The organism is Paludibacter propionicigenes WB4, assembly GCF_000183135.1.
Lineage (GTDB): Bacteria > Bacteroidota > Bacteroidia > Bacteroidales > Paludibacteraceae > Paludibacter > Paludibacter propionicigenes.
In genome coordinates, this window is the sequence record NC_014734.1 from 209554 (window position 1) to 225166 (window position 15613).

Below are 15613 nucleotides of genomic sequence, written 5' to 3' on the forward strand. Positions count from 1 at the left end.
TAATTTACCGCTCACCGCTTACTGCTTACCGTTTAGTCTCTCTTTATGGCATCCACCGGATTTTGAACGGCTGTGCGGTATGAGTTCATACTGACTACGGATAGAATGATAACTAATACGGCTATTCCACATCCTAAAAAGATAAAAAGTGACAGACTGGTTTTCTGAGCAAAGTTTTCCATCCACTTTTCGGCGGCAAGGGCTGCCAATAACTCCCCGATGACCAGTGCCGGAATGGCTATACGCAGAATGTCCTTTATGAAAAGCCGTAGAATCTCTCTGGCTGATGCTCCGTTTACTTTGCGAATGGCTATTTCGGCGCTTCGGCGGTTTATTTCATCATTGGTATAACCGATTAACCCGATCAGGACAATGATAAGCGTAATAATGCCTCCAATCAGCACCGAATTTCTGAATAAGCGGGATGAGGTATACAGAAAAGTCATGCTGGTTTTGTAGGGTGTCACTACAATGTCTTTGTTGGGCAAGGCGGTTTGCAATACTTTATTTACTTGTCGGATACCATCCGAATTAAGTTGACGGAATTTAATCATAATGTTGTTTAATGGAACATTGGCCGAGAATATAGCTGATGGTCGTGGGTCGGGTTCACTGATGGAGCCGATGCGGATATCCTTGTAAATGCCCTTGATGGTGCATATACCGTGTTCGGAAACCCGGATTGTTTTGCCTACCACTCCATCATTCCAGTTCAACATTTTCGCAAGTTTATTGGCAAAGCTTTGACTAACGAGTACCTGTGCCGAATCGGCTGTGCTATGTTCAAAGTCTTTTCCTGCCACTACCGGAATTTCCATTAAAGAAAGATAATCGGCATCGGCATTATATAAATCGGCGATGTTGAACAGTTCCTGCGCTTTGTCCGGTTCTGAGACATTATTGCCGGAAGCTCCAAACATAGGTAAGGTGGAGCAGGTTGCCACTGCCTGCACTTCGGGTATACGTTTCAGTTCTTCTATGGCTTTTTGCCTTTCCTCTTTAGTTACGCCCGAAGTGTTGCAGTAAAGCAGGTTTTCATACACATAACCGGGATTGTCATTTACCATGCTGTTGTATTGCCGTCCGATGATGACCAACAGCGTGACCAGAAAAGCGGTGGCAATAAACTGAAGAAAAAGTAATCCGAGTTTCCATTTGCGTCGTGACTCTTTGAAGTTGCGGAAGGCCGACGAAACAGGTATTCGGGCGAAAATTCGTGCGGGAACAATGCCGGAGCTAAAGAATACAGCTATGCAAACTACGGCGAGTAACAGGCCGGTGCGGAATGTGAACAAGGCACGGAGAGGTGCTGCCAGTATTTCTTCTACCTGGGTATGGAAGAGAAATATAAGTAGCGTGGCTACGATGACTGAAGCTACCAAATGAATGGCGGTTTCGGTAAGCACAATACTGCTGATATTCTTTTCGGCAGCGCCGTAACATTTATGAATGGCTATTTCTTTACTCCGTTTTACCAGCGACGACAGCACGATCAGAATATAATTTAATACGGCCGTAAAAATAAGGGCAAAAGCCAGTAAAGCCAGCAGAATAGACATACGCTTTGTTGACGGTTCGTCACTATGAATTTTTTCCAGCTGCAATAAACTGTATGACAGTTTTACTCCGGCTTTTCTAAGCTCATTCATATCTACATGGCGTGCCTGCATTTTATTGATGGCCGGGGTCAGACTCGTTGGGTCTGTGTTGGGAGCAAGGCGGACATAGCCCAGGTAACGGTCGTTACCAACCCAGTTTTGTGTGCCGTCATTTTGAAAAAAGTGTAAGATGGAGTTCAGTGAAATTACCACATCGTATTTTAAATGGGTATTTTCGGGTACATCTTTAAACACTCCTCCGACGATTAAAGTCTGAGTCGGCCATGTATCTAGCCGGATGCTTTGCCCTACGGCATTACTGCCCATATTCTTTGCTATCTTTTCGGATATCAATACATACATCGGTTGCGATAATACTTTCTTTGCATTTCCGGTGATCATCGGATGGGGCAACACATCGAACAAACAACTGTCTGCCATAATGAAAGTCCCGGTAAGTCGTTTTTTATCCTGCGTGAAAAAGACGGCATCGTTCTGTAGGAATGTGAGCCGGGTAGCTGCTTCTACCTGAGGCAGGTCTGCTTTCATTCCCGGAGCTACTCCACCGCTCACCTGACCGTAAGCATTCGGTTTGTCATTTCCGGAAACAACATTTTCCTGTATCTGATAAATACGTTCGCTGTGGGGGTAGAAGTTGTCGAAACTTTGTTCGAAGCATACTTTGGCAATGAGCACAAGCCCCATGGCCAGTCCTACACCCAATGATATTATTTTAATTCCGTTGTTCTGCTTTTTCTTGCAAACCGAACGAAAAGCTGTACTGATATTGTTTGCCATAATTAATTGTTCACTGATAATTGTTCACTGTTCACTGTTTACTGTAACACCAGTTCCTGGCTATCCCCAAAAGTTTCATAACCCGAAGTAATCACTTTTTCGCCCGGTTGCAGGCCAGCTGTTACCTCGTAGTAAAGCGGGTTTTGTCGGCCGATGGTGATATTGCGGCGGGTAGCCGTTTTGCCATCTTTCGATACGACGAAAATCCACTGACCGCCGGTAGTCTGGTAGAACGATCCGCGCGGAACCATCACAGCTTGGGTGGGTTGTCCCAGTTGCAGGTTGATGTAGTAGGTCTGGCCGGTGCGAATGTTATCCGGTCGGTGACCTGCAAAAACGAAGTCGGTTTTAAATTGTTTGTCGTGTACTTCGGGGTATACTTTGCGCACCCGCAGGGCAAAGTTTTTATCCTGCCGTTCGAAGGTGGCACTCAGTCCGGCTTTTACTTTGTCGATATAGTGTTCGTCGATCAGCGCTTCGATTTTGTAGTCGGACAATACACTGATTTGTCCTATTTTGTTTCCCGCTGCTACCGACTGACCTATTTCCACATCGAGCAATCCCAGCTGACCGTCAACCGGAGCTTTTACGTTCAGGTTATCGATGCGCTGCCGTACCAGGGTCAGGTTTTGGCGCATATTGTGCAGGCTTTCTTCCATTTGTCTTATCTGAATGCCGCGGTAGATTGAGTCTTGTTTCTGACGTTCCACTACCAGTCTACGGCTATTCACAGCAAACTCATAGTCTTCTTTGGCTTGCAGGTAGTCTTCCTGCGAACATAGTTTTTCGGCATACAGCTGTTTGTATTGCATGAACTTCCGTTTTTTGCGTTCCACATCCAGTTCCAGTTGGAGTTTTTCTTTTTTCAGGCTGAGTCTTTCCTGTTCCATCTGCACCTGCGTGTTACGCAGGAAGTTTTGTTTTTCGGCCAGTTGCGCCTCGCTGTCCAGAATGTTCAGGTTGAGCATCGGGTTTTTCAGCCGGACAATGACTTCGCCCTGATGTACCTGACTGCCTTCTTCCACTACTTTTTGCTCCACCATACCACCTTCGATAGCACTGAGCTGAATGGTATTGATCGGTTCCACCTGTCCGTTGATGCGGATATAATCGTTGAACTCGCCGCGGGTCACCTCATCCACCATCAGTTTGTCGTGTTCCACCGTCAGGCGCGACCGGTGATTGCCTAAAATCATCCACAAAATGAGGATTAGTATCAGGCTTCCTCCCGCCACATAAGGAATGTGTTTTTTTCTCAGTCCTTTTTTCTTTTCAAGTATAATGTCCATATTTATTGAAATCTGTGTTTGTTGACTAGTATAATTGTTGAATTGAGCAGTTACTTAACCATCATTTCTTACTGCTTACTGCTTACTGCTAACTGTGTTCACTGTTAATTGTATATTGCCTGCCCTTTATAATAATTCAGCAGTTTGTATTTCATCTGATATTTTAAATTGGTATACAGTTCTTCCACCTGCGCTTGTAGCAGTCGGTTGGCACTGGTGTTGAGATCCAGAACGCTGATCAGGCCTTCGGTATATTTTCGTTGGTTAACCTGATAGGCTATTTTCATTGATTCAGTGCGTTTGCCGGCTTGCCGGTATTCGTCTGCCAGCCCGTTAACGTCTGCCACTGCCTGTTCAATATCGCTATAGAGCGACCGCAGGGTCTCTTCGCGTTCGGTACGGACAATGACCAGCTGTTGTTTGCTTCGTTTGTATTCGGCCGAGCGCGAAAAACCATTGAAAATAGGAATGCTGAGCGATAGCCCGATATAATAGCTTTCGTTGGTGTTGAGCTGGTCTCTGAACGGCGTGTAAGGAGTTCCGTCCATCATGCGAGAGAAATAACTGTTGACACCTCCGTACAGCGAAAGCTTTGGAAAGAACCGTCCCCGGGCTACGTTAACCGCCATTTGGGTAGACTCTACCGACTTGTTTGATGCCAGTGCTTTGGGCGAATAACTCAATGCTTTCTGGTAAATATCTGTCGCATTTTCGCGCAGCGTATCAGTAGGCAGCAGGATGTCGTACCCGGCGGTTTTAATATCTTCGGTTACCGGAAAATTCATTTTTTCTTTCAGGCGGATAATTTCCTGTACCAACAGGTTTTTCTGTTTGGTGAGCAGGTATCTGTCCTCGGCTTCTTTGGCTTGCAGTTCCGCCACATCAGGGGCTGCCTTGATGCCCAGTTCTTCCATCCGTTTCACCTGTTGCAGGTTGGCTGTGCTTTGGTCCAGTTGCTGTATGGCCAGTTTCACCGTGCCTTGGTAATATTGTACGTTGAAAAAAATCTCCATTGTTTCGTAAGCCACCATATCTTTGATGTCCTGCAATTGTTGAATGCCTTTCAATTTATTCAGCTTTTCCATTTTGGCTTTCGACAGTTGTGCAAAACCGTCGAAAAGCAACAGGGTAGAACTGAGGGCATACTCATTGTACAAGGTACTTTTGTTGACGTACTGATACGTGTCTTTGTCCAACACACGCCCGAAAGACATATTTCCGTCGGCCGAAGCATTCAGGTTGGGCAGTAGTCCGCCAACAGCTTCCAGTCTGTTTTGTTTGTAAATTTCGTTTTGTGCTTCCTGTTTTACCCGCTTGGTGCTGTGCTCCACGGCGTAGCGCATACATTCATCCAGCGTCCAGGTTTTTTCCTGTGCACAAAGTAGCATGCTAAACATCCAAAACACGATTACAATCCAATTTTTCATATATTTTTCTGTTGTTATTGTTGTTTCCATTTTCCAAAACTGTGCCAAAAGGGTATTTGTACTGATAATTAGCTGTGTATACAAAAACGGGGAAGTGCCTAGCTGTAAAGAAAATTTACAGTCTATGCGAAAAGTTTTACAGTAGGGCTGAATACTTTTTTTGAAATCAAGATGAATGTGGTGAGATGGTAATGAACCCATCAAATACAACCCGCTATTCTTATGCATAATTTGCGTATCTTTGCAATCCAATTTATTTGAACTCTTTATGCACGAACTCATACAACTAAGCCTTATTCCCGAACAGGCTGAAAAGCCCGAATTACTAACCAAACAAGTGGCCGATAAGCTGGAAGTATCCCCAGCGCGTATTACTCGCATCCGTACTACCAAAAAGTCGATTGATGCGCGTTCTTTTCAGCCCAAAGTGAACCTGACGGTGGAAGTGTATTGGGACGAAGAAGCACCTGCACACGAAAAACCCGTTTTTGCTTATCAATCGGTGGATAATAAAAAGCCGGTATTGATTATTGGCGCCGGACCGGCAGGATTATTTGCTGCTCTAAAGCTGATTGAAAACGGAATAAAGCCCATTATTTTGGAGCGAGGCAGAAATACGCATGCCCGTAAAGAAGATATAGCACAACTCAACCGTAATAATGGGATAAATATTGACTCCAATTATTGTTTTGGTGAGGGTGGAGCAGGGACGTTTTCGGACGGAAAGCTTTACACCCGTTCTAAAAAGAAAGGAAATACCGAACGAATTTTTGAGATTTTTCATTATCATGGAGCGGCAGAAGAAATTCTTTACGAAGCACATCCGCATATTGGGTCTGATAAATTACCGATAGTAATTGAAAACATCAGCAAAACCATTACTTCCTGTGGCGGTGAAATTCATTTTGAGCAAAAACTGACCGAAATTCTGATTGAAAATAATCAGGTGGTTGGCTGCAAAACAGCCGACGGAAACACTTACAATGCCAAGGCGCTTATTCTGGCTACGGGTCACTCGGCGCACGATATTTACGAAATGCTCCATAATCAGGGTATTCTTCTCGAACCGAAGGGTTTTGCCATGGGCGTTCGTGTAGAGCATCCGCAGAGTTTGATTGATAGTATTCAGTATCATTGTAAAGAACGCGGTTCGTATCTTCCTGCTGCCAGTTATAATTTGGTGGATCAGGTGAATGACCGGGGCGTATATTCGTTTTGTATGTGTCCGGGAGGTCATATAGTGCCTGCAGCCAGTAATCAGAATGAGATTGTAGTGAACGGAATGTCCGCTTCTCAGCGAAATTCTCCTTATGCCAATTCAGGGATTGTTGTAGAAATCAGACCGGAAGATATTCCGGAGGATTTTAAAGAATATGGCGTGTTGGCAGGATTGAAATTTCAACAGTACGTCGAAAATCTGGCTTATAAAAACAACGGTGGACTTAAGCAGGCTGCTCCGGCTCAGCGCTTGGGCGATTTTGTGAAAGGAAAACTTTCAGCCGATTTACCCGCATGTTCCTATTTGCCCGGATTAATCTCGTCGCCTTTACATTTTTGGTTACCCGATATTATTTCGTCGAGATTAAGAGAAGGGTTTAAGAAATTCGACCGAAAGATGCGCGGTTATCTGACAAATGATGCCGTGGTGGTAGGTGTCGAAACCCGTTCGTCGGCTGCTGTTCGTATACCCAGAGATCCTGAAACAGGTCAGCATACAGTCATCAAAGGATTATTTCCGGCAGGTGAAGGCTCAGGATATTCGGGCGGAATAACCTCGTCAGCTATTGATGGAGAAAATGCTGCTATTTTTGTTGCAAATTATTTAAAATAAGAGGACTTCTTTTGGTGTAAAAACCACTGTAAAGTCCAAATTCAAACATAACAATGAAACGTAAACCTCAGGCTCGCGCTCCCAAAGAAACCTATTTAAAAGTAACCGAACCGATAGAGTTGATGACTTTTTTGTTGTCTAAGATGGGTGGAATGAGCCGCAATTCGGTAAAATCTCTTCTGGCACACAGACAAGTGATGGTCAATAACAAAATCACTACTCAATTTAATCTGGCTTTACAACCTGAAGATCTTGTTGTTATTAACAACGGTAGAGGAAACATAGAGCTGAATCACCCGAAACTGAAGATAATATTTGAGGATGAATATCTGATAGTAGTAGAAAAGAAAGAGGGATTATTGACTGTAAGCACCGGAAATCCTGATGAAACAACTGCTTTCTCGATACTGAAAAACCACGTAAAGAAAAGCTCCCCAGATAATCGTATTTATGTGGTTCACCGTCTCGACCGTGAAACTTCGGGTGTAATTATGTTTGCCAAAAACAAAGAAGTTCAGACGATTCTTCAGGAAAACTGGCACCGAATTATTACACGTCGTATTTATGTGGCCTTGGTCGAAGGTAAGGTAGAGAAAGAACAGGATACGATTGTAAGTTGGCTGTTGGAAAACGAGAAATCGCTCAAAATACATTCGAGTGCTACCGATAATGGTGGTCAACAAGCCGTGACGCACTACCGTTGTGTCAGGTCGAACGACAATTATTCGCTGCTAGAAATAGAACTGGAAACCGGACGCAAAAACCAGATTCGGGTTCATATGCAGGATATTGGTCATCCCATTGTGGGGGATAAAAAGTATGGAGCCAACATAAGTCCAATCAACAGACTAGGTTTACATGCCCGATTATTGGCATTTTATCATCCGGTGACTACCGAAGTGGTGAGCTTTGAAACGCAGGTACCGCGAAACTTCCTGAATATATTTCATTAAAATACGTATCTCTGTGGATACAAAAAAAACGCTTCCCAATACGGGAAGCGTTTTTTTTTCGTCTTTTTACTGTATATATTACAATTCCCAGGCCAGTGCGCTTGCACCAAGTACAGCAGCATCAGCTTCTTTAAGTTCTGAGAATAATACTTTCACTTTACCTTTCCAGATTGGAAGTAAATTCTTTTCCATATTTTCTTTAATAGGATTCAGAATTAAATCTCCTGCTTTTGAAAGACCGCCAAAAAGAACAATGGCTTCAGGTGCACTGAATGCTACAAAGTCAGCAAATGATTCGCCCAGAATTTTTCCTGTATAGTTGAAAATTTCTTTAGCTACCTCATCGCCTTGCATAGCTGCATCGAATACGTCTTTAGAAGTAATACTTTCCACCGGAATATTGCGCAGCAGGCTTTCTTTGGTACTGGTTTCAAGAATCTCGCGTGCTGAGCGTGCAACACCCGTAGCCGAAGCATAAGTTTCCAGACAGCCTGACTTTCCACAACCACAAAGACGACCGTTATTGCGCATAACATTTACATGCCCAAGCTCTCCGGCAAATCCGTCGTGTCCGTAAACCACCTTGCCGTCTATCACTATACCACTACCCACACCGGTTCCCAGTGTTATCATGATAAAGTTTTTCATGCCATGAGCTGCGCCGTAGGTCATTTCGCCTACTGCTGCTGCATTTGCATCGTTAGTCAATGCAGCAGGAACTCCAAATTTATCTGCCATCAGATTGGCAAAAGGAACAATTCCTTTCCAGGGTAAATTAGGAGCAAACTCAATATTACCGGTATAGTAATTTCCATTAGGAGCTCCTACACCTATGCCTTTAATTTTACCGATACCACCGGCAGCCTCAATCAATTTTGAAAGCTCGGCGTGAATATCGTTGATATATAAGTTAACATCCGTATGGGTGCCGGTTTTAATAGCACTCTTTGATATTACATTTCCCCGGGTATCAACAATGCCGAAAACGGTATTTGTTCCACCCATATCCATGCCTATTACATATGGTTTTTCCATTGTCATATAATTTTTGATTATAAATTTTGAATATTATTCAACAGGAATGTCTTTGTTTACATTTTTAGAACCTATTAAACCATAGAAAAGCATGTAACCCAGACAGGCAAACATTACCCAATAACTGTTCAGGTAACCTAAATGGTCAGATACAAAACCCTGGAAAAGTGGCACTATACCTCCACCACACACCATTACCATGAAAATACCCGAAGCTGCTGCGGTGTATTTACCCAGCCCCTCAACTGCAAGGTTGAAAATACCACCCCACATAATAGAAGTACAGAGACCGCAAAGTGCCAGGTACAAAATGCTTATTGGCACCTGTGCTATTCCAAAGGATAGATTTGATTTGAAAACAGGCATACTGACAGTGCTCGTAATAGGCGAGAAAATAGCTAATAGAACTAAGATTATGCCTAAAGATGATACTCCTATCAACATGGTTTTACTGGATACTTTTGCACCAATTGATGCACCTGTCAAACGTCCGATTAGCATTAATAACCAATAAACCCCTACAATACTACCCGCAGTGGTTGCGTCGATTCCCAATCCAACATTGCTTGCTGTTTTTGAAGCAGTCATAAACAAGTTAGCTGTACTTGGAATACCGATTTCGATACCTACATAAATAAAGATTGCGATAGCACCTAAAACAAAGTGACGGAAAGATAACGGACTGTGCGAATGTTTTACTTTTCTTTCGCTGGCAGTCTCCATGTGAGGTTCAGGAATCTTCACAAACGATAATACAACGAAAGCCAAAGCAAAAATACCCAGTGCAAGGAAAAGCGCAGGGTTTGCTTTTTCAATTGTACGACCGGCTTCTGCACCCATTAGGAAACCTACTAACATTGGAGTGATAGTTGCACCAATAGAATTGATAGATCCTCCGAACTGTAATAATCTGTTACCGGAGTTACCGCCGCCGCCAAGGGTATTCAACATTGGGTTGACTACCGTATTCAGCATACACATTGAGAATCCGGAAATGAAAGTACCTACCAGATATACTGTGAAGCTACCAACCTGTCCTGAAAGAAATTGTACGGCTACTCCAACAAAACCAACTGCGATAGCAGATAATGCTGTTTTCTTATACCCGAATTTTTTCAGCATAATACCTGCCGGAATACCCATAAAGGCATAAGCTAAGAAATTTCCAAGGAATCCCAATTGCGATTCAAAGTTAGATGCTCCAAATTGTTTTGCAACAATAACACCCATTGGACTAGGTAAACCTGTTACGAAGGCAACCATAAAAAATAACGCAAACATCATTGCAATTGGCAATGCGTAATTTTTGTTTTCTGTGCTCATATAAAATACTTTGTTAGATAAATAAATGTTACAATAATTGATACTTTAAAAAACCTTCAAAGTTAATGCTTTTTGTGTATTATAATCCAGAAAATTGCAAAGAATACCTCCGTCAAAACATGTTTTTAAACACCAATTAGCTACTTGCGAAATTCAGAGACAGAATGTATTACAGACTTCTGAACAGAAACTCGCTCATTCGGGTGTAAAGGTGCCTGCGGGTTTGTTTGCCCAGTATGCTGTGATTTTTGTCGGTGTAGAATTGCATCTCAAATTGTTTGTCGGCAGCTACCAGCTTATCAATAAATAACATGGTGTTTTGAGCATGAACATTGTCATCGGCAGATCCGTGAATAATCAGCAAATTACCCTCTAACTTGCCAGCACGAAGAAGCGCCGAAGATTGATCGTATCCTTTGAAGTTTTCTTGCGGACGACGCATATAGCGTTCGGCATAGGCAGTGTCGTACAAGCGAAAATCGGTTACGGGTGCAACGGCAATACCGGCTTTGAATACTTTCTCGCCTGTAGTCATGCTGAATAAGGTCATGGTACCGCCATAACTCCAACCCCAGATTCCGATTCTGTCTTTGTCTATATAGCTCTGTTGTGCCAGGTATTTAGCTGTTTCCACCTGGTCTTTGGTTTCCAGTATGTTTAATTGCTGGTAGGTGCACTTGCGGAATTCAGCTCCACGGGCTCCCGTGCCGCGTCCGTCTACACATACTACCACATAATCTTTGGTTGCCAGATAATATTCCCAGTCAATTTTCCAACTGTCTAATACCTGCTGAGAATTGGGTCCGCTGTATTGAACCTGCAACACCGGATATTTTTTGTTCGGGTCAAAGTTGAGCGGTTTTACCATCCAGCCGTTCAGCTTGACGTTTTCGGAAGTTGTAAATTCGAAAAATTCTTTTTTCGGCAAATTCAACGATTTGAAATCTGCGGCCACAGCAGCATTGTTTTCCAGCACTTTTACCGCAGCTCCCGTATTGGTTCGGAGCGTGTAGATATTCGGTGTTTCTACGCTCGAAGCATTGTCTACAAAGTACGTAAATGTGCTGTTGAAGCTGGCGTTATGTGTTCCTTTGCCGTCGGTCAGTCGGGTTTTCTTTCCTTTGGTATCAATAGCGTACACATCACGTTGCATGGGCGATGCTTCTGCCGATTGGTAATACAATACCTGCTTTTTCTCGTCGAAGCCGTACACATCGGTTACGTCCCATTTTCCTTTGGTAAGTTGTTTTTTTACCACTCCGTTGATACTGTACAGATAAACATGACGGTATCCATCTTTCTCGCTTACGCCGATAAAAGAGAGGTTATCGCTCGAAAAGCGAATGAAATCGATGTTCTCATAATCTACATAATATTTATCTTCTTCACGCAGACACAGTTTGGTGACTAATGATTTTGGGTTAGCCAGAATCATGTCCAGTCTGTTCTGGTTTCTGTTAAGCTTGAAAATAGCCAACTGGTCGGGAGAATTGGTCCATTTTATGCGGGGAATGTAGAAGTCCTGATCGCTGTCATCGCCCAGCTTTACGGTTTTTATCGATTTGAGGTAATCGTCGTACACACAAACGCTCACCAGCGAATTGTTTTCACCTGCCTTTGGGTATTTGTATTTATAGGTCGAAGGGTAGGTGGTCAGTTCGCCTTTTTCTTTGGTATTGTCAATATAAAGCGGGAAGGAGTATTCGGGTACTTTTGTTTCGTCGAATTTTACGAATGCCAGCAGTTTGCTGTCGGGGCTCCATTCGAAGTAGCGTGTGTCTTCAAATTCTTCTTCGTACACCCAGTCAGGAGTTCCGTTGATAATGCTTCCGAACTTGCCGTCTTTTGTTATGGCTATTTCGGTGTTGAAGTCCAGTTTCTTCATGTACAGGTTATTTTCCCGTGCAAAAGCAATGTAGCGACTGTCCGGCGAAAAGAGCGGTACTTCCTGGGATCCGTTTTCGGATAGCGGCGTAAGTTCGTTGCGCTTGATATCATACACGTAATAATCGGCGGTGAATGTGCGGCGGTAGCGATATTTCACGTTGGTATACACCAGCAGTTTGGCTTCGTTGGGGCTAAACTCGTAACCTGAGATAGACTTGATGGGCGATTTCTTTAAGCGTGAGATACTGAAAATGGTATCGACTACAGCTCCGGTTTTGAAATTGTATTTTACCACCGCTTTGCTTGTTGGCATAAGGCTGAAGTGTTCCCCATCGCTCATCGAACGGGGAGTGTTTACAGATTTAGCTCTGAATCTGCCATCGGTAATGTCGTACAGCAAGTTGGCAAACAATAAATTGATACTTAAGGCTAGAAAGAATGTAAGAGTAAAGCGTTTCATTGTAAACTATTTTAAGTTATTATGTTTAAAGACCACTATAAATCGAAAAGTTTTTTTAATTTTGAGTGCAATAAGTAATTACTAATATTGAATGATCTGTTTTATCACAATAGAACACATAGAAATCAAGGAGGAGAAAAAGACTCAGGTCACATAGTATGAGTATCTAACGATACTCTTGCCCAGTCTGAAATTATCCCGACAATCGGGATAATGCTATGTGTTCTTAGTCTTATATCTCCTTTTAAAACGAGTGTGAACTATGTGACAAAAAAACATATCAACAATAATTATCATTTGCTTATAATTTAATCGCTGCAATTTGAGTTGGTATATTATGGCCTGTATAAGCTCAGGCGAAGCAGAATGGACGATTCCGGTATCACTAACCCATCATTGACTTTAAAGAACATACAAAAATAAGCCATTTTATGCTGTTATGTGATTCTATTCCGAAAGTTTTTTATCCGTTAACTATTATAGGCTTCTGTTTCAATAGATTTAATTTACAGCATGCAATTCTTTGTCCATCATTTAGAAAGATATATCAAATCCCGTAGGGATTAATTGTGGATAACCCACAATGAAATTGGGGGATTGAGTCAACCCTAAGTGTCAGAACTCCGTAGTGGGTTCAATTATTATAGCTTATTCTTGTTCAACCCACTACGGGGTTGATGTTTTCAGGTCATTTACATCCTCCAGTTTAGCTTCGCTCACTGGAGGTTATGCACATTAACTCCTGCCGGAGTTCTTCAGCAGACCCTAAATAGCATTCAGAGAATGTAACTTGTAACTCGTAACTTGTAACTCGTAACTAAATACCTATGAAGATTATAAAGAATTTATTCAATTTCTCGTCGGGCACACAGACGCTCGGCATTTGCCTGAGTGGGGGAGGTGCACTGGGTTTTGCGCACGTGGGTGTGTTGCAGTCGCTCGAAGAGCATGGCATTCGTCCTACGCACATTGTGGGATCGAGCATGGGGAGTATTATCGGCTGTTTGTATGCAGCAGGTCATACGCCGGCTGAAATGTTGCAGATGATTAAAGAGGATAAGCTCTATAAAATCACGAAATTGATGTCGTTCAAGCCCACGTTTCTGAAATCGGGACTGGCAACTCACAGCATATTGCGCCAGTTGATAAAGGAAGTGATTCCGCACAACAGTTTCGAACAGCTGCAAAAGAAGTTGTACGTGTGCGTGGTGAATCTCAACAAAGCCGAATGGGAAATCGTAGATTCGGGCAACGAACTGGATAAATGGGTAGCAGCGTCGGCCAGTATTCCGGGTGTTTTCGAAACGATAAAACACGGCGAAACGCACTACGTGGACGGTGGATTGCTCAATAATATGCCGGCGCAGGGCATTGAAGAGCTATGCAGGGATATTATCGGGGTGGACGTTATTCCATATAAACTGTCGGTGGATCTTAAGCGCCCGATGGATACGCTGGCTTATGCCGTACGGGCCATGGAGCACCAAAACTCACTCCCCGGGCGCGACTTGTGCCGCTTTATCATTGAACCGCCTGCCATCGAAACCTTTCATGAGTTTAGCTACGACTCTTACTTCACTATCTATCATCAGGGCTACGAAGCTGCCAATAAATTTATTGCAGAAAATCCGGAGATATTGCGTTTGAAGAAGTAGTGATTTGCTGTAGGACTGCAATTAGCTAAGCTAACCTTTATAAAAACAACCCCGAATGATGAATTTCATTCGGGGTTGTTTGTGCTTTGATGTCAGCTGTAGTGTTACCCTTCAATTTTGGGATAATCCACAAGAGAAAAACATGTGGGTATGTGCATGTCCTTGTTTTAGTTCCCTTCAATTTTGGGATAATCCACAAGTATTACTGCTGCAATGCAGATTGGCGTATGTTGTAGTTCCCTTCAATTTTGGGATAATCCACAAGTATTACTGCTGCAATGCAGATTGGCGTATGTTGTAGTTCCCTTCAATTTTGGGATAATCCACAAGGAAAACGAAAATTATAACTTCAATAAATTCGTTGTAGTTCCCTTTAATTTTGGGATAATCCACAAGAGTAAAACCGTACAATGGAGAAGATAACGTGATGTAGTTCCCTTCAATTTTGGGATAGTCCACAAGAGCGGTGCGGATTTGAGCGATGCGAATTTGGTTGTAGTTCCCTTCAATATTGGGATAATCCACAAGGAATTAGGATTATGAGTTTATATAGTTTGAGTTGTAGTTCCCTTCAATATTGGGATAATTCACAAGTAAACATTAAAACAATAAACGGAAGTTCGAGTTGTAGTTCCCTTCAATTTTGGGATAATCCATAAGAAAGCAAAAATGAACACAAAACAATTTGAAGTTTTAGTTCCCTTCGATTTTGGGATAATCCACAAGTACAGCAGTAAGCGGAAACACTCAGGCAATGTTGTAGTTCCCTTCAATTTTGGGATAATCCACAAGGCCGTAAAAAATCCACACAACGATAAGATGGTTTTAGTTCCCTTCAATTTTGGGATAATCCATAAGCTCTTACTGGCTGGTGCCGGGCTTGCTGCAGTTGTAGTTCCCTTCAATTTTGGGATTATCCACAAGAGAAAGAGTGATGAACGACGAGCAGGATATGTTGTAGTTCCCTTCAATTTTGGGATTATCCACAAGTTACACCTGATCAATGGAAATTGCTTAGTGGTTGTAGTTCCCTTCAATTTTGGGATAATCCACAAGTGTGATTAATGATATTACCGTAGCTAACGGGTTGTAGTTCCCTTCATTATTGGGATAGTCCACAAGAAAACAACCTGCATGGATAAATTATATGACGTTCTAGCTCCCTTCAATTTTGGGATAATCCACAAGTAAAAACATATTTGCTGAAGACTATGGAAGGTTGTAGTTCCCTTCAATATTGGGATAATCCACAAGTGCTATTCGGAATAGATTTTTACCCCACCAGTTGTAGTTCCCTTCAATTTTGGGATAATTCACAAGTGGGATTATGAAATAACCGATTATAAACTAGTTGTAG

At 42.7% G+C, this 15613-nt stretch carries 11 protein-coding genes; 4 read left to right on the forward strand and 7 right to left on the reverse strand.

The genetic code is table 11. The annotated features are described in order from the left end of the window. Positions 1-32: 32 nt before the first annotated feature. From PALPR_RS00875 to PALPR_RS00885, 3 genes are all read right to left on the reverse strand, one after another. Positions 33-2396, reverse strand: a complete 2364-nt coding sequence (locus PALPR_RS00875) for an ABC transporter permease (protein WP_013443701.1) — start codon at positions 2394-2396, stop codon at positions 33-35. 38 nt (positions 2397-2434) lie between these two features. Continuing rightward, on the reverse strand, positions 2435-3685 hold the full coding sequence (locus PALPR_RS00880; RefSeq protein ID WP_013443702.1) for an efflux RND transporter periplasmic adaptor subunit: 1251 nt from the start codon (positions 3683-3685) through the stop codon (positions 2435-2437). A gap of 104 nt (positions 3686-3789) precedes the next feature. Next, positions 3790-5112: a TolC family protein gene (locus tag PALPR_RS00885; RefSeq protein ID WP_041620535.1), complete on the reverse strand. Its 1323-nt coding sequence runs from the start codon at positions 5110-5112 to the stop codon at positions 3790-3792. Positions 5113-5380: 268 nt separating this feature from the next. On the opposite strand from PALPR_RS00885, the gene PALPR_RS00890 reads away from it, so the two are divergent. After that, a complete protein-coding gene (locus PALPR_RS00890; RefSeq protein WP_013443704.1) occupies positions 5381-6943 on the forward strand; it encodes an NAD(P)/FAD-dependent oxidoreductase in 1563 nt (520 codons plus the stop codon). Positions 6944-6996: 53 nt separating this feature from the next. Then, a complete protein-coding gene (locus PALPR_RS00895; protein ID WP_013443705.1) occupies positions 6997-7896 on the forward strand; it encodes an RluA family pseudouridine synthase in 900 nt (299 codons plus the stop codon). Between the two features lie 78 nt (positions 7897-7974). Here the strand turns inward: PALPR_RS00895 and PALPR_RS00900 are convergent, their stop codons facing one another. From PALPR_RS00900 to PALPR_RS00910, 3 genes are all read right to left on the reverse strand, one after another. Continuing rightward, positions 7975-8931 (reverse strand): ROK family protein, encoded by a 957-nt coding sequence (locus PALPR_RS00900; protein ID WP_041620100.1) that lies wholly within the window; start codon positions 8929-8931, stop codon positions 7975-7977. 33 nt (positions 8932-8964) lie between these two features. Next, positions 8965-10254 carry an MFS transporter gene (locus PALPR_RS00905; RefSeq protein ID WP_013443707.1) on the reverse strand — a complete coding sequence of 430 codons (1290 nt, stop codon included), beginning with the start codon at positions 10252-10254 and terminating at the stop codon, positions 8965-8967. A gap of 169 nt (positions 10255-10423) precedes the next feature. Next, on the reverse strand, positions 10424-12601 hold the full coding sequence (locus tag PALPR_RS00910; protein ID WP_013443708.1) for a S9 family peptidase: 2178 nt from the start codon (positions 12599-12601) through the stop codon (positions 10424-10426). Between the two features lie 827 nt (positions 12602-13428). On the opposite strand from PALPR_RS00910, the gene PALPR_RS00915 reads away from it, so the two are divergent. Continuing rightward, entirely contained in the window at positions 13429-14256 is an 828-nt protein-coding gene (locus tag PALPR_RS00915; RefSeq protein ID WP_013443709.1) for a patatin-like phospholipase family protein, read from the forward strand. Positions 14257-14523: 267 nt separating this feature from the next. Here the strand turns inward: PALPR_RS00915 and PALPR_RS16130 are convergent, their stop codons facing one another. Beyond that, complete coding sequence (locus tag PALPR_RS16130) at positions 14524-14781, reverse strand: hypothetical protein (protein ID WP_419185418.1); 258 nt, start codon at positions 14779-14781, stop codon at positions 14524-14526. A gap of 144 nt (positions 14782-14925) precedes the next feature. Between PALPR_RS16130 and PALPR_RS16135 the strand changes: the two genes are divergently transcribed. Then, positions 14926-15321: a hypothetical protein gene (locus tag PALPR_RS16135; protein ID WP_419185419.1), complete on the forward strand. Its 396-nt coding sequence runs from the start codon at positions 14926-14928 to the stop codon at positions 15319-15321. Positions 15322-15613 lie beyond the last annotated feature (292 nt).